The following is a 19,404-nucleotide window of genomic DNA, read 5'->3' as shown; positions in this document are numbered from 1 at the left end:
GCCCGCGGGAACTACTTTACCGTTGCCCGTATGTTCCGGTTCGACTGGCTCTGGCGTCTCCTTGTGGTACTGGCTTCGATCGTGGTGGTCGCGGGCTCCCTGGCCGGGTGCGGTGAGGAGGAGCAAGCCGGTCCCGAGGGTGTCCCGCTGCCGTCGGATTTTCCCGTCACGCAGGTGCCGCTGATCGACGGGCACGTGCTCTCGGCGAGCGGTACACGCGCCGACGGCTGGGAGGTCACCGTCCAGGGCCCGGCGAATGCCGGCAACCAGCTCGACGCGGCGGCGAAGAAGCTCACCGACGCCGGCTACACCGAATCGCACCGTTCCACCGAAGGTGGTCAGTCGGTCGCCGTGTTGTCCGCGTCCAAGGGCGGATCGACCTTCTGGGTCCAGATCGGCGCATCACCCCAGGCAGCCGGTGGTGGTTCATCGGTGTTCTACCTGGTGAACGCGGAATAATCCGGCGCATCAGCCCCCGCTGCGGCGGGGGCTTTTTCGTGGCCGGAGCTGCGAGACAAATGACAGAACATGTCAGGTGTTGACCTAACGCCTTTCGGTTACTAGTCTCTCCTGTGACCCGCTTCACAACGCTGCGTCACCGTGTTGTCCGCCCTGGACTCCGGGGCGCACATTACATCCACTCATCGAGGAGCTGTTCCATGACGACGACCGAACAGGCGACCGACCCGCTCGCCACCATCGCCGACCGCGACCGAGTCTTCACGGAGGCCGCTGGGTCGAATCGAGCGGCAATGACTGGATCGACGTGGTCGACTCGTACTCCGAGCGCACCGCGGCCCGCGTCCGTGCCGCCACCGCCGAGGACATGGCGCGTGCCGTCGACGTGGCCCGGGCATCGTTCGACGGCGGTGAGTGGGCGCGCAAATCGCCTGCGGGACGCGCCGACGTGATCGACACCATCGCCGACCGCCTCGAGGCACGGGTCCCCGAACTGACGACACTCGGCATCGTCGAGGTCGGCGTCACCGCGCCCGTCAGCGCGATGACCCAGCAGATGGTGCTCGGCCTGTACCGCGCGGTGGCCGCCGAGGCGCGCAAGGTGAACGTCGTCGAGGAGCGTCCGCGCGCCGACGGCGGGGTCTCCCGCATCGTCAAGGAGCCGACCGGCGTCGTCGCCGCGATCATCCCCTGGAACGGACCCATCGGCAGCATCGCCTTCAAGGTCATCCCGGCCCTGGCCGCCGGCTGCTCGGTCGTCCTCAAGACCTCGCCCGAGGCGCCGCTGTCGCCGTCGGTGTTCGCCGACGTGGTCGCCGAACTCGTCGAAGAGGGTGTGATCCCCGAGGGCGTCCTCAGCGTGCTCGTCGCCGACCGTGAGGTCTCCGAGTCGCTCGTGGTCAACCCGAAGGTCGTCGAGCACTGCCAGCAGGTCCTGGCCGACTTCAAGGTGCCCCGCTACGTGGTGATCCGGCAGGACCCGCTGCCCCGGCTCCCAAGTGGAAAGATCGCCAAGACGGTGATCCGGGACGAGTACAAGGACGTGGACACTCGCTTCGATCGCGTGCGCTGAGGGGTGCGCGTGCGTTAGACGGGATACGCGCTGGGTGTGAGACGGCCGAGGTTGCGGAGGGACATCCGCACCTCGGTCGTTTTGCTTGTCGGCCGGCTCGACGCCACGGACGACGAGGCTGTCTCGATTTTTTCCGCCTCGCGGACAGATGACACAGTTTGTCCGTTGTAACATCGCTTGAGGGAGGTGCACACACGTGGCACGCAGAAAGACGGGCAATGTCCTGAGTGAGGACGTCGACGAGGCCCGTAAACAGATCATGGTCGCTGCGGAGAAGGTTTTCCAGCGATTCGGCGTAACCAAGACGACAATGGACGACATCGGTCGCGAGGCCGGGGTGTCCCGCCCGACCGTCTACCGCTACTTCGGCGACCGCGACACGCTCATCTCGGCCATCATCGAGCGGCGCTCGCGGATGCTGTTCGCCAAAGCGCGGAAGTTTATGCTCGAGAAGGAGACCTTCGCCGATCAGCTCGTCGAGGGCCTGATCTTCCTGGTCGACCGCGGACGTCGCGATCCGTTGATCCGCATCCTCGTCAGCCCCGAGCACATGCAGATGGCCGAACCGCTGGTCGGTGCCTCGGGCCTCGCCGCGCGGCTGACCGCGGAGATGTGGGACCCGGTCATCGAACGGGCGATGGAGCGCGGCGAGATTCGCCGGGACGTCGACAAGGAGAAGATGGCCGAGTGGATCGCGCTCGTCCAGTTCATCCTCGTCGGGCGTCTGGACTTCGACCGTCCGGATGACCCCGAACACCGGGACATGTTGCGTAACTTCGTTCTTCCGGCGTTCCTGCCGAGCGCGGTCCCGGCCGCCACCGCCAAGTCATAGTCCGAACCGCAAAGCGCCCTCGAAATCCGCCCTCCACAGACTGCCCGACGACGCCACGTCGGCGCGGCTACAGAGGGTGGTTCCAGGGGCGGTTTCGGTGGCTACGGCGAACACTCGGAGTAGACCTCGTCGATGACCGAGGCGTACTTTTCGGCGACTGCGCGTCGTTTGAGTTTCATGGTCGGTGTCAGTTCGTCGGAATCCGGTAGCCACTCGTCGGCGAGCAGCCGATAGTGCTTGACCTGCTCGACCCGCGACAGCTGACCATTGGCACGCTCGACTGCTTCGGCGATCACGGCCTGCAGGGCAGGATCCGCGACCAGTGTCGCCGGGGAGCCGTCGGCGAGTCCGTGCGCGGCCGCGTAGGTGTCCGCGGCGTCCGGATCCAGGACGATCAGTGCGACGTTGTACGGGCGCCGGTCGCCGAGGACACACGCCTGTCCGATGAGCGGCGATGCGCTCTTGAGTTTGCCCTCGATGTACACCGGCGACATGTTCTTACCGGCGGCGTTGATGATGAGTTCCTTCTTGCGGTCGACGATCGTGACCCATCCGTCCTCGTCGATCCGTGCGATGTCACCGGTGTGCAGCCAACCCGACTCGTCGATGGCCTCGGCGGTCCTCTCGGGGTCTTTGCGATAGCCCCTCATCACATGGGGGCCGCGCAGGAGCAGTTCGCCGTCCGGCGCCAGTTTCGCCTCGGTACCCGGTTGCGCGAGTCCGACCTTCCCGACCCGAATGTCGGTGGGCAGGTTGGTGAAGCCGAGTGCTCCGGTCTCGGACATGCCGAAACCTTCCTGGAGCGGAGTGCCGATGGCGAGGAAGAACTCGTGTACCGCCGGCGCGATCGGGGCGGCGCCGGTCATGAGCAGCGCGACGCGGTCGAGGCCGAGCTGGGCGCGGAGTCCGGCAAAGATCTGTCCGTCGGCGGCGGCGACCGACGCTTCGACCTCGGCCGGGACCGGTTCGTGACGCTGCTCCATCTGTACCCTGCGCGTTGCCGCCTCGATTGCTGCGAGCGTGGGTTCTCGCTGATCGTCCGGAAGTGCGGCGAAACGGGCGAGGAGTGCGGCACGGAGCTTCTCCCAGATCCGGGGAACGCCGAGGAACCAGGTCGGACGCGCCTCGGCCACGGCGGCGAAGACGGCTGTCGCGTCGCGCACGGTCGTGATCGGCCATCCGGTCACGGTCGCCAGATAGTGGGAGAAGACGCGGTCGGCCGCATGTGCCGTGGGGAGGTAGCTGATCGCCGCGCCGTCGGAGGCGAACGGGAAGCGCAGGTTGCAGGTGAACATCACGAACATGAGGTTCGCGTGGGTGAGCTCGACCCCCTTGGGGTCGCCGGTGGTCCCGGAGGTGTAGATCAGGGTCGCCAGGTCGTCGGGCCCGACGGTGCGCCAGGCCTGTTCGAAGTCGAAGCCGTCCGAGGGATGCCGCCGGAGGTCGGCGAGGCAGATGAGCGCCTCGGGACCGTCGTCGCGGCCGTGCGGACCGTCGTCGACGGCGCCGTTGACGACGATGTGTTCGACGGTGGGCGCCGCCGTGCGTCGGAGAACGTCGACGAACTCGGGATCGGCGACGACGACGCGGTTGCCCGCGTTCTCGAACAGGTAGCTGATCTGTTGGGCGCCGAGGTCAGGTAGATGGAGAACGGGGTCGCGCCGAGGTGCAGCACCGCCATGTCGAGGATGTGGAACTCGGGACTGTTGCGCACCATGAGGGCGACGGTGTCACCGCGGGAGACGCCGAGGCTCGCGAGGCCGGTGGCCACTTCCTCCACCGCGTCGCGGTACTCGCCCCAGGTGTACGAACGGTTGTCGCCGGATGCGGTCAGGGCGGTGCAGTGGGTGCGATTCGCCGCGGTTGCCTGGAAGGCCTCGACCAGGGTGGTGGCGGAGATACCGGGAGCCGCGACGGGTTCCGGCGATGTCTGTGTGCGGTTCATGGGTCCTGTCTCGATCACGTTGAGGGAGTGGGAATTCACCCGGGTTGGGCAACAGGTTCCGCGACGGCGGAGCGCAGGCCGGCCGTGACGGTGTCGCGGGTGGTGAGGAAGTGGGCCGGATCGGGTTGGTGGACCCGTCGCCAGTAGTCGACGTAGCGCCATGGGCTGTTGGTGACGATCCGCCCACGATCGTTGCGGTAGTATGTGGTGGTGCCGCCGAAATGCCAGACGGGTGTCCGCGAGCGCCTCGTCGAGTTCCCGGTTGTAGGCCTCGTACGCCTCGGGACGAACCTCGATGGTCGCGAGGCGATCGTCGATCATCGTGGCGAGCAATGCGGTCACGTGTTGGATCTGCATCTCCGTCCCGGCGATGACCGTCGCGCCGTGGCCGGTGTTGGTGTTCGGGCCGTATAGGCAGAAGAAGTTGGGGAACCCGGGCACGGTGATCCCGAGATGCGCCCTACCGTCGTCATCGCCCCAGACCTCCCGCAGAGTTCGTCCGTCACGTCCGCGGACCTCGACCGAGCCGAGGACGTCCACCGATCGGAACCCCGTGGCGAGGACGATCACGTCGGCCTCGAAAGTCGTTCCCGCCGTGGTGGCGACACCGTTCGGCGTGATGGTCTCGATCCCGGTGGTGATCAGGTCCACATTGTCCCGACGCAGGGTGCGGAACCAGCCCGCGTCGATCAGCAGACGCTTTCCGTACGGCGGATAATCGGGAAGGCTCTTCTCCAACAGGTCCGGGCGATCTGACAACTCGCTTTCGATGTATGCGGTGAGCATCGCGCGGAGCCGGTCGTTTCCCTTGTTGATGGCGCGGCCGAGGTGCGGATAATCGCGATCGACCTGCAGCAGACGCCACACCTTGTCGCCCATGCGCCAGAACAGCCTGGCGGGGTACCACGCCAGGTAGAACGGCACGTGTTCGTTCAGCCAGTGTGTCGACGCGCGTACCGCAACACCTTTCAACGGATGGGGCATCGCCCACTGCGGTGACCGTTGGAAGATACGCACCTGTGCGGCGATCTCGGCCGCGGCGGGGACGAACTGCATCGCGCTGGCGCCCGTGCCCACCACGGCGACGCGTTTGCCCCGGAGGTCGAACTCGGGATCCCAACGGGCGGTGTGGAGAACCGGACCGTCGAAGTCCTGGAGTCCCGGAAGGTCCGGGATGCTCGGCTGGTTCAGCAGTCCGACGGCACTGACGACGGCGGTCGCGGTGAGGTTCTCGGCCTCACCGGTGTGGACCGAACGGACCGTGAGTGTCCACGTCGAGGTGCCGGAGTCGAAGGCGGCTGAATCCACCATGGTCGAGAACCGTGTTCGTGCGAGCACGCCGTGCCGCTCGGCCAGATCCCGCCAGTACTCGGCCAGTTCATGCTGGGAAGCGAAGTGACTCGACCAGTCCGGTTTGGGGTCGAAGGACAGCGCGTACAGGTAACTCGGGGTGTCGACGCCGCAGCCCGGATACACGTTCTCGTGCCACGTGCCGCCGACGGCAGTGTTCTTGTCGATCAGGATGTAGTCGATTCCCGCCTGCTCCAGGCGGATCGCCATCGCGAGTCCGGAGATGCCGGCACCGATGACGGCGACCCGGAAACCGTCCGCCGGCGGTGACGACGGTTCGGAGTGGCGTCGGTGGATCCCCATCTCCTCGCCGAGCAGCCGGCCGTAGTCGTCGGGGATTGTTCGGCCAGGATGACCGACAGGATTTGCGAAAGTCGTTCGGGTGCCGGGGGATCGGCCATCGTCAGGTCACCGTCACGCCAGGCGCACAGTGCCGTGTGTGCTTCCTGTCGGATGCGGGTCGCGAGTTCCGGACCGAAACCACCGCCATCGTGGTCGCCGAGGTCGGGCGGCGGGGTGGGAAGAAACGGCTCACGAATCCAGCGGTCGTCACCGGTGAGCAATGCCAGCGATCCGAGCAGAATCGGCAGATTCGCTTCCTCGAGCGCAGCTGCGAGCTCCGCGTCGCCGAACTCCGCGTTCGGCCGGAACGAGTTGTCCGGTGTGCCGGACCAATCGGGGCCCGGCCACGGGGGACGTGGTGCCGATGTCCGATGTGTGGTCATCGTTTCGCCACCACCGGCATGCCGCCCTTGTTCGCGGCGATGTCCGCGTGAACCTCGTCCGGGTTGGCCACGGCCATCTGCTTGTCGGCTCCGTCAGGAAGCTTTATCGCGTCGTTGAACTGGCGAAGCATGGCGAAGGCTGCCTTCTCGTCGTCGTGCGGGAGTATCCGCCCGACACGATCGGCGAAGGTGACGAGGGGACTGATGGCCGGCAGAATGTGCCGCCAAGCGGTCTTCTCGACGCCGAGAGCGTCCATCACATGCGGCGGAATCCACGAGTGCAGCAGTCCGTAAGCGAGTTTCAGCCTTCGTTCGTTCGTCATGAACTTCGCGACCGGCCCCGGCAGGACCTCGACATCGCCGGGCGGGTTCTCGACGCTGTACTCGATGATCGAATGCACGACGTCGTGGCAGAGCTCGTCCGGCGGCAACTCGATGAGAGTGTGCAGATCTGTCTTTCGGCGGGCGTCGTCGTAGTCGGTGTGCAAGATGTCCTCCGGGACACCGATGACATGACCGACATAGCGGCTCAGAGCGAAGATGTCGTCGAGTTCGCGGTCGCTGTAACGGATTCCGGCGGACTGGACGGCATCGGTGAACTTGACACCGAACTGCCCGGCCTGGGTGACCATGCTGTCGAGGTTGTTGATCGGGATGCCCCAGTTCGCCCAGTCCCAGTGGTCCGAGCGCCCGAGGCTGTGACGGACGGCGGCGTGGATCATGCGGACCTTGGCGGTCAGCCGGAACCCTTCCTCGAAGCGCCTCATCCCGCCCGGGGTGTACGCCGCCACCACGTAACGGAAGCTCTCGATGAGTCGCGTCCCGACCTTGTCCTCTTTGCGCAGCCGGCCGCTGAACAGGACCGGGCGCGTGGCGCTGTACATCGAGAACCCGCCGGCGATCGCACCCCAGGCGAGGACCGGCGGGACGATCGGTCCGGCGCGCCAGAACGCGACCGCGCCCCGGTAGAGCTGGTCGAAGTCGACCCATTCGGGGACCCGGTCGAGCTGCTCGAACAGCGCGATCAATCCGGGACTCGGATCGTCCACGGCGTCGATGCCGTACTCGAGTGCCTGGTCGAACGTGCGCCACGTCGAGGTGTACGACGGGTCCTTGAAGTCGAGCATCGCCGCGTACGCGTAGTCGTCGGCGAGGAGTGCGTGGTCGGTCAGCTTCTCGACCAGGTCTCTCCCATACATGGCTATTGCCTTGTCCTTGTTAGCGATTCGTCCCAGGTCGATCCCGCGGGGCAATCCCGTCGGTACATCCAGGTCGCCGCGAAAAGTCTGCTCGTCCGGCTGTGGTGCTGCGTGGGGTGTCATGTCCTCTTCCTCGCCGAGTGCGTGAAGCGGCCGGTGTGACGGCCGTTACACGGCAGGGTAGACCCGACTGAACACTATGTCTACACTTCATGTCTGGTTAGGTGTCTCGTCGCTGGTGCCACCGGCCGGCGAGCAAGATCCATCAGGAGGAGACAAGCCAATGTCCGGAGTCCCGACCCACGAGACCGGCGCAGTCGGTTCCGGCCTCGCCGCCGAAGTGCTGCGCGACCTGCTGGCCACGCGCTGGAGCTGTCGCGCATTCCGGCCTACGGCGGTGCCGCGCAACGAGATAGAAGCGATCCTCGACATCGCACGCCGAACCCCCTCCTGGTGCAACACCCAGCCGTGGCACCTGCACATCACCGAGGGCGACGCCACTGGTCGCCTACGGGAAGCGCTGCGGGCGCGGGTTGCGTCCGGGGCCGATGTCCGGCCGGACGTCGAGTTCCCGCGGGCCTACGAGGGGGTGTACCGCGAGCGCCGTCGGGAGAGCGGATGGCAGCTGTACGACAGCCTCGGTATCGCCCGGGACGATCGGGTGGGTTCGGCGCGACAGACGTTGCGCAACTTTGATTTCTTCGACGCCCCGAACGTTGCCGTGCTCACCACCGAAGAGGTCCTGGGCACCTACGGCGCCGTCGACTGCGGGCTCTTCGTCCAGAGTTTTCTGCTCGCGGCGCACAGTCGCGGGGTGGCCGCGATTCCGCAGGCGGCGCTCGCCACTCAGGCACCCCTCCTCCGTGAGCATCTCGGTTTACCCGCTGACCGGCAGGTTCTGCTGGGGATCTCCTTCGGTTACGCGGATGTCGATCACCCGGTCAACGGCTATCGGACACACCGTCAGAGTGTCGACGAGGTCGCGACCTTCGTCGGCGGAGGCCGGCTCGGATGAACCACTTCCATGTCCTGACGCGGGACGGCGTCCGGATCGCGTTCCACGACGTCGGTGACGGGCCGGGTGTGCTGCTCATCCACGGCTGGAGTCTGAGTGGGGAGGTGTGGGATCGGCAGATCCGTGTGCTGGTTGAGAGCGGCCACCGGGTGGTCGCGATGGACCTTCGGGGCCATGGGAACTCGGACGCCCCTCGCGCCGGTTGTCACATCGACTCACTCTGCGACGACGCCATCGAGGTCATCGAGCAACGCGCCCTCGACCGGGTGGCCCTCGTCGGATGGTCGCTGGGTGGCCTGGTCGCGATGCGATTGGCCTGTCGGCGACCGGATCTCGCGCGTTCCCTGGTGCTCGTCGCGTCGAACGGCGTCGCGTCGGCGCGACACGAGACCTTCCCCTTCGGGGTGCCGCCGGAGGGGCCGCTCGAGGCGATGCTCGCGGCCGAGCACGCCGACCGGATCTCCTTCCGGCGGAAGGCGGTCGGGGACCCTTTCAAGGGAAGCGACCCGGAACCGTCGGTGCTGGATTGGCTGCATCGCATCTCGCTTCAGACCCCGAGCTGGGCCGCTGGGGCGGCGTTGCGCACCTTGATGACCACCGAGCAGGTCGATCTGCTGAATCGTCTGTCGCTGCCGGTGACACAGATCGTCGGCGACGCGGACCCGGCGCTCTCGGTGCGCGGTGCCCGGTGGGTGCGGGATCGTCTGGGCGGTGAGCTCGTGGAGCTGGACGCCGGTCACTATCCGATGCTGGAGTGTCCGGACGACTTCGACGAGGCGTTGCTGGCGGGACTGCGGACCGGTGCCGGACTCCGGTCGTGAACGATCAGGTCACCCCGGTCCCTCCCTGCAGACGACCCTGCAGACGGCGTGTCCGGACATCTACTACTCTTCTCCCATGAGCCAGGGTTCGTTCGCGCGTCGACGCCCCCGTGACCACGACGGGAGTTCCGCGGCGGAGATCGCGGTGTTCGACGCGACCGAGAAATTGCTGGCCAACACATCTCTCCAGGACCTGACGGTGGCGCAGATCCTGGAGGTCGGCGGTTTGTCCCGGGCGAATTTCTACCACTACTTCGCCAACAAGTACGACGTGCTGGTTGCGCTCCTGGGCCGTGTCTTCGACGAGTCGTACGGTCTCGACGCACCGTGGGGGACGGACCCGGGTCGCGACCGGGCCCGGCGAATGGGGTCGAGTCTCGACCAGACGCTCGAGATGTGGTCGAAGCACGGAGCAGTGATCTGCGCGGTCATCGAGCACATGCACAGCCGACCGGCGGTCGCCGAGGCGTGGCAGCGCATGTTCGAACAGTTCGTGTCGGCTCTGGCGGAACAGATCAGGTTCGAGCGAGCCGAGGGTCGGGCACCTGACGGAGCTCCCGCGGTGATGCTCGCCGCGATGCTGGTCGGCGGCGCCGAGCGTGCCTTCTACGTGAGCACCCGTGGTCTCGATGATCGGTTGCCGGCCGCCGCGAGCGTCACGACGTCGTTGACCGCGATCAACGAGGCGGCCATCTACGGAGGACGCGCCCCGGCGAAGGGGCGGCGCGCGACGGCGAAGGACGCCGCGACCGAGGTGACCGCACCGCCGGCCGCGGAACCCGTGGCCGTCGAAACCGAGACCGCGCGCAACATCTTGAACTCGATGCGCGAGCTGCTGATGACCGAGACCCTCGCCGAGCTGTCGGTGGCGAAGATCCTCAAGCACTCCAACACTTCTCGCGCATCCTTCTACTTCTACTTCCGCAGCAAGGAAGATGCCTTCGTCGTCCTGTTCCGGGAAGCGGCCGCGCATGTCGTCGCCGGGCTCGCTGACATCGTCGAGGTCGATCGGGCGGACCCGTCGGCGCTCATGGCCCAGGTCGACCAGTGGTTGAACGTCGATCGTCACGCGGGGGCGGTCATCAAGAACGCCGTGCACGAGTGGCCGCGTCTGCCCGAACTGCGTGTCGAATACCTGGCGGCGATGAGTGCGATGGAGACCGTGCTCGAGTCGATCATCCTCGCCGATCGGAAGCGAGGTCTCGCGCCCGCCGGGCCGCCCGTTCGTGAGTATGCGGCGACCCTGTTGTGGACGATCGAACGCACGATTGCCGGTTCGCTGGCCGGGGAGGCCCATCTCGGCGACCGTGCCGCCGTCACGGAGATGGTCACACGATTCGTCTTCGCAGCGATCTACGGACGTCGCTGACCGCGCTGCACAACGCGACGCGGGAGAGTTCGAAAACCCTCCTGCCGAGTCGATTTCGGACTATTCCGGCGGAACTCCCGGTGATCGGCGGTGGAATCGTGCGTGACGCACATCGATCGAACTCGGATCTGCACTGCCGTTTTTGTGATTGACGTCACGTCTGAACACTATGTATGCTCACGGTATCTAGCCGGCCCACGGTGGGCTGTCGGCACCCCGCGAAGAAACCGGAGTCATCGATGAGTGTTACCCAGATCCCCGCCGGCTCGACCACCGCCGGCATCGACCACGACCTCGATTGTGCCCGTAGGGCTTTCACGAGTGGGCGCACGAGGCCGCTGTCCTGGCGGGTGGCTCAGCTCGAGGGGTTGTTGCGATTCATCGACGACTGCGAGGCCGGTATCGCGGCCGCGGTGTGCGCCGATCTCGGGCGAGACCCGATGGCGACGTTCATGGCCGACATCGCGCCTGTCCGGCACGAGATCCGGCACACGCTTGCGAACCTGGCGCAGTGGATGAAGCCGGAGAGGGTTCGGGTGAGTGCGGCGACCGCGCCGGGTCAAGCGTGGATTGTCCCGGAGCCCAAGGGAGTTGCTCTCATCCTCGGCGCCTGGAACTTCCCGATCCTGCTGACCCTTCATCCACTGGTGAGTTGTCTGGCAGCGGGGAACGCCGCGGTCGTGAAGCCGTCGGAGATCTCCGCCGCGACCGCGAGATATCTCTCGGAGCAGCTGCCGCGGTACGTCGATGCCGAGGCGGTTCGCCTCGTGCTGGGTGACGCAGAGGTCAGCGCATCGCTGGCCGGGCGGCCGTTCGATCACACGTTCTTCACCGGCTCGACGCCGGTGGGCCGTGCGGTCATGGCGGCGAGCGCTCGCAATCTGACCCCGGTGACGCTCGAGCTGGGCGGTAAGAGCCCGGTGATCGTGGCCTCCGACGCCGATGTGGACGTCGCCGCCCGGCGGATCGCCTGGGCCAAGGCGGTGAACGCCGGCCAGACGTGTACCGCTCCCGACTACGTGCTGGTGGAGGAGTCGGTGCGACCGGCGCTCGTCGAGCGGTTGCTTGCAGAACTGCCGCTGCGCGGGGCCCAGGACAGCACCCGGATCGTGAACGACCGGCATGTCGCCCGACTGCGGCGCATCCTGTCGACGCACGGCGGCGAGCAGTACGGCGGCGCGATCGACGAGTCGAGGCGGGTCGTCGCACTGGGGGTCGATCCGAGTGGTACGCAGCGCCCGCTGACCTGCACCGGTGGTCTCACCTTCGCCGGCGGGCCGTGGAACAACTACAGCACGCGCGCCATCGCCACGGTCGTCTCGCGACTTCGCGAGTCGCCGGGTACCTACGGTCTGGTGACCGCGAACAGCGGGTACCTGACCAAGCATGCGTTCGGCGTCTACAGCACCGAACCGCCGGTCGACGGCTTCCGCCGCGAGAACGTCCAGGCCGAGGTGGATGCGGAGCCGACGACCACGGTGGCCGAGACCCATGACGGAATTGCCGAGATCGAATCCTGGACAGTCGCTTTCGGTCGAGACGGTAACCCCGAGAAGGCATTCGTGGCGGCGCGCGTACCGGGCGGCGCGCGGACGCTGGCGGTGGTCACCGACTCCGGTGACCTCCGTGAGCTCGCCGAGGCCGAGATGGCCGGCCGCCGACTGCGGGTCGAGCAGTCCGGTACGGCCCGCCTCGATTGACCGTGATTATCTAAAGACGTAAGGTTTATTGCACAGACGCCGGGCATCCGGCGGTGAAGGAGTGACGCGATGAGCGAGATCGACGACTTTCGTGCGCGCTATACGCAGCACGTCGGCCACGTCGCCGCTGGGGACATGAAGTCCGCGCTGGCGGAGATGGTCCAGGAGAACCTCCCGACCGTGTTCGAGGGCGTCGACGTGCCCCGTGGCGCGATCGAGAACCACCGGATCGTCGGCGTCCGTGCGGACGGCGACCGGATGATCGGTGAGGCGGTGTACGCCTTCGATGGCCGCGAGATCGGTCTGCGCTCGATCTGGGAACGCGACGACGGCACCTGGCTGGCGGCCGCCCTGGAGAACTTCCCGCCCGGTGATCGCGCATGACCGCCCCGACGGTCGACGTCCCGTGGGGGCCGGCGGCCGACGGTCTCGATGCGCCGTATTGGGAGGGCCTTCTCGCCGGTGAACTGCGGCTACAACGCTGCGGCACCTGCCGGACCTGGATCTGGAGTCCGCAGTCGGTGTGCGGCTCCTGTCACGGCTTCGACCTCGAATGGGAGCGCGTCGAACCGGTGGGCACCGTCTACAGCTGGAGTCGGAGCTGGTACCCGTACATCGAGGAACTGTCCGACCGGATGCCCTACATCAGTGTTCTCGTCGAACTGGCCGACGCCGGCGGTCGCCGCGTCCTGGGCCTGCTCGTCGACGACGTCGAGCGGACACCGCGCATCGGCGAGCCCGTCACCGGCGTCTTCGAGCACAAGGAGGGCGAACCCTGGCCGCTGCTGCGGTGGCGCCGGGCCGACTCGCCGAATGGAGAGCAGTGATGTCCGGATCGATTCGTGGTGCGACCGCCGTCGTCGGCGTCGCCGAGATGCATTACAAGCGTGGGCAATCGCCCATGACCGAACAGCAGATGACCATCAAGGCCATCATCGATGCCTGTGCCGACGCCGGGGTATCGCCCCGTGAGATCGACGGATTCGTCTCGTACGCAGGCGGTTCCAACGACGGCCCCATCCTGGGCGCGGCCCTTATGGTCGACGAACTCCGTTGGTCGAACATGATGTGGGGCGGCGGCGGAGGCAGTGTCGCCGCAGCCGTCACCAACGCGGCTGTCGCGATCGCATCGGGACAGGCGCAGTGCGTCGTCGTGTACCGGGCCATGTCCCAGGCCGACACCGGACGACTCGGATACGCCAAATACCACTACGGCCCGCATTTCCTGGCGCACGGCGTCGGTTCGCCCGCGCAGATCTGCGCCATGCGTACTCAGCGGATGCTCGAGCACGACGGCGTCCCGCGGTCGGCGATGCGCTCACTCGTCCTGGCGGCGTATCAGCATGCGCAGCAGAATCCCACGGCCCAGGGCCACGGTCGGCCGCTCGACGAGGAGACCTACGAGTCGTCGCGCCTCATCGCCGAGCCGTTCCATCTCTACGACTGCTCGCGGGAGAGCGACGGCGCGGTGGCGCTCGTCCTGGTCTCCGCGGACCGGGCGCGCGACCTCCGTGCCGATCCGGCCTACGTCATCGCGGGCGCGCAGGGTGCGCCGGGCGGCTACAGCGAGCGCGTCGACAACGACGAGCAGTACGCGACCGCCGGTTTCGGTCCGGCCAACGGCGGCAAACCCGGTGTTGCCGAACGTCTCTGGGCGTCGGTAGGTCTGGGCCCCGACGACGTCGACGTGGTGCAGGTCTACGAGAACTTCAGCGGCCCCGCGGTTGCGACGCTCATCGACCATCGCCTCTGCCCGCCCGGTGAGGCGGCCGGCACCGTGATGACGGTGGAGAACCTGACCGCCCCGCACGGAAAGCTCCCGGTGAACACCAGCGGCGGCAACCTCGCCGACTCGTTCATCAACGGGCTGAACCTCGCCGTGGAAGCGGTGCGACAGATCCGGGGTACGTCGACCAACCAGGTCGCCGACGCGAAGACCTCGCTGTTCATCGGTGGTCCGATGGCGCCGCTGGTCAGCTCCGTGTTGTTCGGCCACGCAGACACCCTGTAGCCAGGCACTCAGACTCCGAAGGGTCATCATGTTGGATCGCAACGAACTGTTCATCGACGGCACCTGGACGGCGCCGGCGTCGGGAGAGCATGGCGACGTCATCGAAGCCGCCACCGCGAAGGTGCTCGGCCGTAGCGCTCTCGCGGGACCGACCGACATCGATGCCGCCGTTGCGGCCGCACGCGCCGCGCTCGACGGACCGTGGGGTTCGATGAGTCGCGCCGAACGTGCCGACCTCCTCGACCGTTTCGCGGCGGCGATGACCGCGCGTGCTCGTGCCACCGCCGAACTGGTGAGCCGGGAGAACGGGATGCCGATCACCCTCGCGAAGCCGACGAACGGCTACGGCCCCGCGGCGATGCTGTCGTACTACGCCGGCCTGATCCGGTCGGCGGAGGACGAGGAGGTGCGGCCCGGTGCGCTCGGCGGTCGGACCGTGGTCCGCAGCGAGCCCGTCGGGGTCGTCGCCGCGATCACGCCGTGGAACTACCCGCAGCCGCTCGCCGCGATGAAGATCGCGCCCGCACTTGCGGCCGGCTGCACTGTGGTACTCAAACCGGCGCCCGAAACCGCCCTGGATGCTTTCGTCTTCGCCGACGCGGCGCAGGAGGCCGGCCTGCCGGCCGGTGTCCTCAACGTCGTCCCGGGCGGTCGCGAGGCCGGTGCTCACCTCGTCGGACATCCCGGGGTCGACAAGGTGGCCTTCACCGGGTCGACCGTCGCCGGACGGGCGATCGGTGAGGTGTGCGGCCGGCTCCTGCGGCCGGTGACCCTGGAACTGGGCGGCAAGTCGGCGGCGATCGTCGCCGAGGACGCCGATCTCGGGGTGTTCGCCGATCACCTGCTGGAGGTGTCGCTGGTGAACAACGGGCAGACCTGCCACGCCAGCACACGGATTCTCGCTCCGAGGTCTCGCTACGGCGAGGTCGTCGACGCGGTCACCGAGACCGTCCGTGCGCTGCGCGTCGGTGACCCGCTGGACAAGACGACGGCCATCGGTCCGCTCGTCAGCGCCGCACAGCGCGAGCGGGTCCTCGGCCACATCGAGTCGGGCCGGGCTGGCGGTTATCAGATCACCACGGGGGGAGGCGTTCCCGCCGACCTCGCGCAGGGCTGGTTCGTCGAGCCGACCGTCTTCGCCGGCGTCGACAACTCTGCCCCCATTGCGCAGGAGGAGATCTTCGGTCCGGTGCTCACCATCACCGAGTACGCCGACACCGACGACGCGGTGCGCATCGCCAACGACTCGGTGTACGGACTCGGCGGCACCGTGTGGACCGCCGACGAGGAGCGCGGACTCGAACTGGCCCGCCGGATCCGAACGGGGACGGTCGGTGTCAATCACTACGCCCTGGACCTCACCGCTCCGTTCGGCGGGGTGAAGGCATCGGGTCTCGGACGTGAACTCGGCCCAGAGGGTCTCGCGCCCTACCTCGCCCCCAAATCGGTGTATTTCGCCACCCGCTGATCGACTGAGCTGCAACAGGAGTGACATGACGGATCTGCCCCTAACCGGTGTACGGGTCGTCGACGTGACCGACGGCCTCGGTGAGTCGTGCGGCCGGTTTCTCGCCGACCTGGGCGCCGAGGTGGTCCGCGTGGAGCGGCCCGGTGGTTCGGCCTCACGCCGGTCCCAGCCGGTCGAATCCGGGATCAGCATCCCGTTCGCATTGAACAACGCGAACAAGCGGGTCGTCGTCCTGGATCTGGACTCCGGACCGGACCGGACTCGTTTCCTGGATCAGGTTGCCGCCGCCGACATCCTGGTGGAGAGCACGCCGAACGGGCTGCCGACAGGTACGGGGTTGGGCGCCGCAGACCTCCTGGCCATGGCCCCCGGACTCGTCGCCGTCTCGATCAGCGGGTTCGGTCAGACCGGTCCGTACCGGGACTGGGCCGCGACCGAATCCGTGATCTACGCGATGAGCGGGGTGCTGTCCCGATCCGGCGAACCGGGCCGTGAACCGCTTCTGCCGCCGGCCGGCCTCGTCGAGCAGTCGGTGGGGGTGCACGCCGCATGGTCGGCGTTGCTGGCCTACTACGACCGACTCCGGACCGGCAGCGGACAACTCGTGGACATCTCGGCATTCGAGTCGGTGGTCCACGGCTTCGATCCCGGCTTCGGCGTGCAGGGGTCCGCCGCGGCCGGTCGTCGTGACGACTTCCCGCGTGGGCGTCCCGATGCGGCGAATTAATTTCTATCCGGTCCTGCGGTGTGCGGACGGACAGGTGCGAATCTGCCTGCTGGCCAAGCGGCAGTGGCGCGCGATGTTCGCCTGGCTCGGCGAGCCCGAGGAGTTCGCCGACCCCGCCTACGACACGATTCCGGCGCGCTTCGCCGCGGCCGACCGGCTGCATCCACTCATCGAAGAGCTCTTCGCCGGGCGCACGCGCGACGAACTGGTCGCCGAGGGTGCCGCGCGCGGGATTCCGATCGGGGGCGTGCTGCGTCCCTCGGAGGTGCTCACCAACGACCACTTCGCGGCTTCCGGCACCCTCGTCGACGTCGAGATCGCCCCGGGTGTCGAAGCGCGCATTCCGTCGGGTTACGTCAAGTTCGACCGACAGCGCGCAGGCTTCCGGCACGGCGCGCAGTCGCTCGACGAAGCGGCCGACTTCTGGTCCGGGACAAACGATCTCCACGAGTCGATCCCCGACGCGGGCGTGGCGGGGCCCCATCCGTTCACGGGGCTGCGTGTGCTCGACCTCGGTGTGGTCGTCTTCGGCGCCGAACTCGGTCGCCAGTTCGCCGACCACGGCGCGGACGTGATCAAGGTCGAGAACCGCGACTTCCCGGACGGTCTCCGCCAGTCGAAGAGGGGCGCTTCGCTCGCCGCATCCGTGGCGTGGGGACATCGCAACCGCCGCTCGCTGGGCGTCAACCTCCGCACCGACGAAGGCCGGGAAGTGTTCCGGCAGCTGGCCGCCGAAGCCGACGTGGTCCTGGCCAACTTCAAGCCCGGAACCCTCGACTCGATGGGGATCGGCTACGACGAACTGCGCAAGATCAATCCGCGCATCATCGTCTCCGACGGCAGCGCCTTCGGCAGCACCGGTCCGTGGAACAACCGACTCGGGTACGGGCCACTCGTGCGCGCGGCCTGCGGGGTCTCCGCACTGTGGCGATACTCCGACGCCGACACCGGCCTGAGCGACGGCTCGACCGTCTACCCCGACCACATCGGCGGCCAGGTCGCGGCGGTGGCCGTACTCGCCGCGCTGATCGCCCGACTGTCGCACGGTCGCGGTGCCGAGATCGAGGTGGCGCAGGCCGACGCCGCTCTCGTCGCGCTCGGCGGGCAACTCGTCCGCGAATCGCTGGCGCCGGGATCGGTGTCGGCGGTGGGCAACACCGACCCGTTCGCCGCGCCCGCGGGCGTGTACCCGTGTGCCGGTGACGACGAGTGGTGCGTGGTCGCCGTCCGCGATGATCAGGACTGGCGCAACCTCACTCACCTCATCGGCCGCGACGATCTCGCCGGCGACCCCCGATTCGACGGCGTGGCCAAGCGGATCGAGAACCGCGACGAGGCGGACAAGGTGCTGACCGAATGGCTGTCGGAGCGGACGCCGACCGAGGCGATGACCGCCCTGCAGGAGGCCGGCGTACCCGCCGGGGCGATGGTCCGGCTTCCCGAACTGCTGACCGACCCGCACCTGTCGGCGCGTGAGGCCTACACCCAACTCGAGCATCCGCTGCTCCCGGCGCCCCTGCCCACCGCGGTGCGCGTCGCGCGGTTCACCTCGATTGCCGACGCGCCCCTACGGCCGGCCCCTCTGCCCGGCGCCGACACGCACGAGATCGCCGTGGAGCTGCTGGGCCTCGACGAGGCCGGGTACAGCAGGCTCGTCGCCGACGGAGTGCTCCAGCCACTCGAGGAGAGTGCACGATGATCACCTATGAATGGCGTCCTCGCCTCGAGGGCGACGAACTCGACGAAGTGATCGAACTCGTCACCACCGCAGCCGAATACGACGACGAGGCCGGGTTCTCACACATCGACCCCGCGTTGGTGAGGGAGGTCGGTGACGGTACCCGCACCGTTGCGCACCTGCCCATCAAGGCACGTCGCGATCTCAGCCCGCTCGAGGACGTCCCGATGGTGATCGTGGCGTACCTGCACCTCACGGTCGACGCGGACGGGTTGGGGACCGTCTCCTGTGTGGTTCATCCGGACTACCGGTCGCGCGGTATCACGACCCTGCTCGTCGAGGAGATGGGTCTCGACACGGCCGGCCCGGACGGCTGGGATCACACCGGCGCCACCGCACTTCGGTGCTGGGCATATTCGACGCATCCCGCTTCGGGGCGCCTGACCCGGCGGTTCGGTGTCCCGGCGGTCAGCCGGCAGTGGACCCTGGTGCGGCACCTGACCGGGCCGTTCGCGCTGCCGCTGGACAAGCCGGTGGTCCCGGCCGGGGTCACCCTCACCGAGCCGCGGGAACTCACGGCCGACGACCCGGTGCTCGCCGATGTCCTCGAATCCGCCGAACTCGCACCGCGGCACCGTGATCGCATCACCGACGAGCTGCGGCTCGGCGGCAGGTTGATCGCCGATGCACGGAACGCGGACGGAGACGTACTGGGCTTCGTGTGGTTCTCGATCGACCACCGCCGTCACCTCGACCTCAGGTCTGCGCCGGTCCACGCGCTGGTCCTCTCGGCCGCCGCGCGCGGCGAGGGCGTGGGCACCGCGCTCCTGCTCGGTGCGCTCTGGCACCAGATCGACGCCGACGTCCAGCTGTCCACGTTGCGAATCGATCCGGAGGACACGGGCGCGGTCCGGATGTGTCGTCTGCTCGGCTACGAGCAAGAGGACGTGCACTCCTGCTACCAGGTCGGCGAGAGCGCGAGTCCGCCACCGGCATTCCGCTGACACGACGTCACGACATGTGAGAAGGCCCT

The 19,404-nt window shown here is 67.6% G+C and carries 12 protein-coding genes and 3 pseudogenes; 13 read left to right on the top strand and 2 right to left on the bottom strand.

Translation table 11 applies throughout. The features are described 5' to 3' along the window. Positions 1-30 precede the first annotated feature (30 nt). The 3 genes and pseudogenes from GOAMI_RS12520 (at position 31) to GOAMI_RS12510 (ending at position 2,363) form a co-directional block, all read left to right on the top strand. Positions 31-459 (top strand): hypothetical protein, encoded by a 429-nt coding sequence (locus GOAMI_RS12520; RefSeq protein ID WP_024500250.1) that lies wholly within the window; start codon positions 31-33, stop codon positions 457-459. Positions 460-659: 200 nt separating this feature from the next. Further along, positions 660-1,372 (top strand): annotated as a pseudogene (locus GOAMI_RS12515) (aldehyde dehydrogenase family protein); the annotation flags it as partial. 355 nt (positions 1,373-1,727) lie between these two features. Continuing rightward, on the top strand, positions 1,728-2,363 hold the full coding sequence (locus GOAMI_RS12510; protein WP_006436896.1) for a TetR/AcrR family transcriptional regulator: 636 nt from the start codon (positions 1,728-1,730) through the stop codon (positions 2,361-2,363). A 101-nt stretch (positions 2,364-2,464) separates the two neighbouring features. Here GOAMI_RS12510 and GOAMI_RS23910 read toward each other — a convergent pair. Both GOAMI_RS23910 and GOAMI_RS12495 read right to left on the bottom strand, forming a co-directional pair. Then, a pseudogene (locus GOAMI_RS23910) lies at positions 2,465-5,856 on the bottom strand (AMP-dependent synthetase/ligase); the annotation flags it as partial. Positions 5,857-6,379: 523 nt separating this feature from the next. After that, positions 6,380-7,705 (bottom strand): oxygenase MpaB family protein, encoded by a 1,326-nt coding sequence (locus tag GOAMI_RS12495; RefSeq protein ID WP_006436892.1) that lies wholly within the window; start codon positions 7,703-7,705, stop codon positions 6,380-6,382. A gap of 160 nt (positions 7,706-7,865) precedes the next feature. Here GOAMI_RS12495 and GOAMI_RS12490 point away from each other — a divergent pair, with 160 nt between their 5' ends. The 10 genes and pseudogenes from GOAMI_RS12490 (at position 7,866) to GOAMI_RS12445 (ending at position 19,375) form a co-directional block, all read left to right on the top strand. After that, complete coding sequence (locus GOAMI_RS12490; protein ID WP_006436891.1) at positions 7,866-8,597, top strand: nitroreductase; 732 nt, start codon at positions 7,866-7,868, stop codon at positions 8,595-8,597. Then, a complete protein-coding gene (locus GOAMI_RS12485; protein ID WP_006436890.1) occupies positions 8,594-9,418 on the top strand; it encodes an alpha/beta fold hydrolase in 825 nt (274 codons plus the stop codon). Before GOAMI_RS12490 ends, GOAMI_RS12485 begins: the two co-directional genes overlap by 4 nt. A gap of 76 nt (positions 9,419-9,494) precedes the next feature. After that, positions 9,495-10,787 (top strand): TetR/AcrR family transcriptional regulator, encoded by a 1,293-nt coding sequence (locus GOAMI_RS12480; RefSeq protein ID WP_040004805.1) that lies wholly within the window; start codon positions 9,495-9,497, stop codon positions 10,785-10,787. Positions 10,788-10,960: 173 nt separating this feature from the next. Beyond that, positions 10,961-12,487 carry an aldehyde dehydrogenase family protein gene (locus GOAMI_RS12475; RefSeq protein WP_255219193.1) on the top strand — a complete coding sequence of 509 codons (1,527 nt, stop codon included), beginning with the start codon at positions 10,961-10,963 and terminating at the stop codon, positions 12,485-12,487. 69 nt (positions 12,488-12,556) lie between these two features. After that, complete coding sequence (locus tag GOAMI_RS12470) at positions 12,557-12,871, top strand: hypothetical protein (RefSeq protein WP_006436887.1); 315 nt, start codon at positions 12,557-12,559, stop codon at positions 12,869-12,871. Next, entirely contained in the window at positions 12,868-13,314 is a 447-nt protein-coding gene (locus GOAMI_RS12465) for a Zn-ribbon domain-containing OB-fold protein (RefSeq protein ID WP_006436886.1), read from the top strand. Before GOAMI_RS12470 ends, GOAMI_RS12465 begins: the two co-directional genes overlap by 4 nt. Next, entirely contained in the window at positions 13,314-14,498 is a 1,185-nt protein-coding gene (locus GOAMI_RS12460) for a thiolase C-terminal domain-containing protein (protein WP_006436885.1), read from the top strand. The genes GOAMI_RS12465 and GOAMI_RS12460 overlap by 1 nt, the downstream gene beginning before the upstream one ends. A gap of 28 nt (positions 14,499-14,526) precedes the next feature. Beyond that, the gene (locus GOAMI_RS12455; RefSeq protein ID WP_006436884.1) at positions 14,527-15,966 is read left to right on the top strand and encodes an aldehyde dehydrogenase; all 1,440 of its coding nucleotides are present in this window, start codon (positions 14,527-14,529) and stop codon (positions 15,964-15,966) included. A gap of 25 nt (positions 15,967-15,991) precedes the next feature. Continuing rightward, positions 15,992-18,392, top strand: a pseudogene (locus GOAMI_RS12450) (CaiB/BaiF CoA transferase family protein). Then, entirely contained in the window at positions 18,389-19,375 is a 987-nt protein-coding gene (locus GOAMI_RS12445) for a GNAT family N-acetyltransferase (protein WP_006436881.1), read from the top strand. The pseudogene GOAMI_RS12450 and the gene GOAMI_RS12445 overlap by 4 nt, the downstream one beginning before the upstream one ends. Positions 19,376-19,404: the final 29 nt, after the last annotated feature.

It is taken from the genome of Gordonia amicalis NBRC 100051 = JCM 11271 (genome assembly GCF_000332995.1).
GTDB lineage: Bacteria > Actinomycetota > Actinomycetes > Mycobacteriales > Mycobacteriaceae > Gordonia > Gordonia amicalis.
Note: the sequence above shows the minus strand (reverse complement) of the source record. Positions and strands in the feature narration are given on the sequence as shown.

Excerpts from the sequence above, each read along its gene's own strand:
- GOAMI_RS12485 (WP_006436890.1), top strand. The coding sequence starts at position 8,594 with ATGAACCACTTCCATGTCCTGACGCGGGACGGCGTCCGGATCGCGTTC.
- GOAMI_RS12460 (WP_006436885.1), top strand. The coding sequence starts at position 13,314 with ATGTCCGGATCGATTCGTGGTGCGACCGCCGTCGTCGGCGTCGCCGAG.
- GOAMI_RS12480 (WP_040004805.1), top strand. The coding sequence starts at position 9,495 with ATGAGCCAGGGTTCGTTCGCGCGTCGACGCCCCCGTGACCACGACGGG.
- GOAMI_RS12470 (WP_006436887.1), top strand. The coding sequence starts at position 12,557 with ATGAGCGAGATCGACGACTTTCGTGCGCGCTATACGCAGCACGTCGGC.
- GOAMI_RS12490 (WP_006436891.1), top strand. The coding sequence starts at position 7,866 with ATGTCCGGAGTCCCGACCCACGAGACCGGCGCAGTCGGTTCCGGCCTC.
- GOAMI_RS12495 (WP_006436892.1), bottom strand. The coding sequence starts at position 7,705 with ATGACACCCCACGCAGCACCACAGCCGGACGAGCAGACTTTTCGCGGC.
- GOAMI_RS12455 (WP_006436884.1), top strand. The coding sequence starts at position 14,527 with ATGTTGGATCGCAACGAACTGTTCATCGACGGCACCTGGACGGCGCCG.
- GOAMI_RS12445 (WP_006436881.1), top strand. The coding sequence starts at position 18,389 with ATGATCACCTATGAATGGCGTCCTCGCCTCGAGGGCGACGAACTCGAC.
- GOAMI_RS12475 (WP_255219193.1), top strand. The coding sequence starts at position 10,961 with ATGCTCACGGTATCTAGCCGGCCCACGGTGGGCTGTCGGCACCCCGCG.
- GOAMI_RS12465 (WP_006436886.1), top strand. The coding sequence starts at position 12,868 with ATGACCGCCCCGACGGTCGACGTCCCGTGGGGGCCGGCGGCCGACGGT.
- GOAMI_RS12520 (WP_024500250.1), top strand. The coding sequence starts at position 31 with ATGTTCCGGTTCGACTGGCTCTGGCGTCTCCTTGTGGTACTGGCTTCG.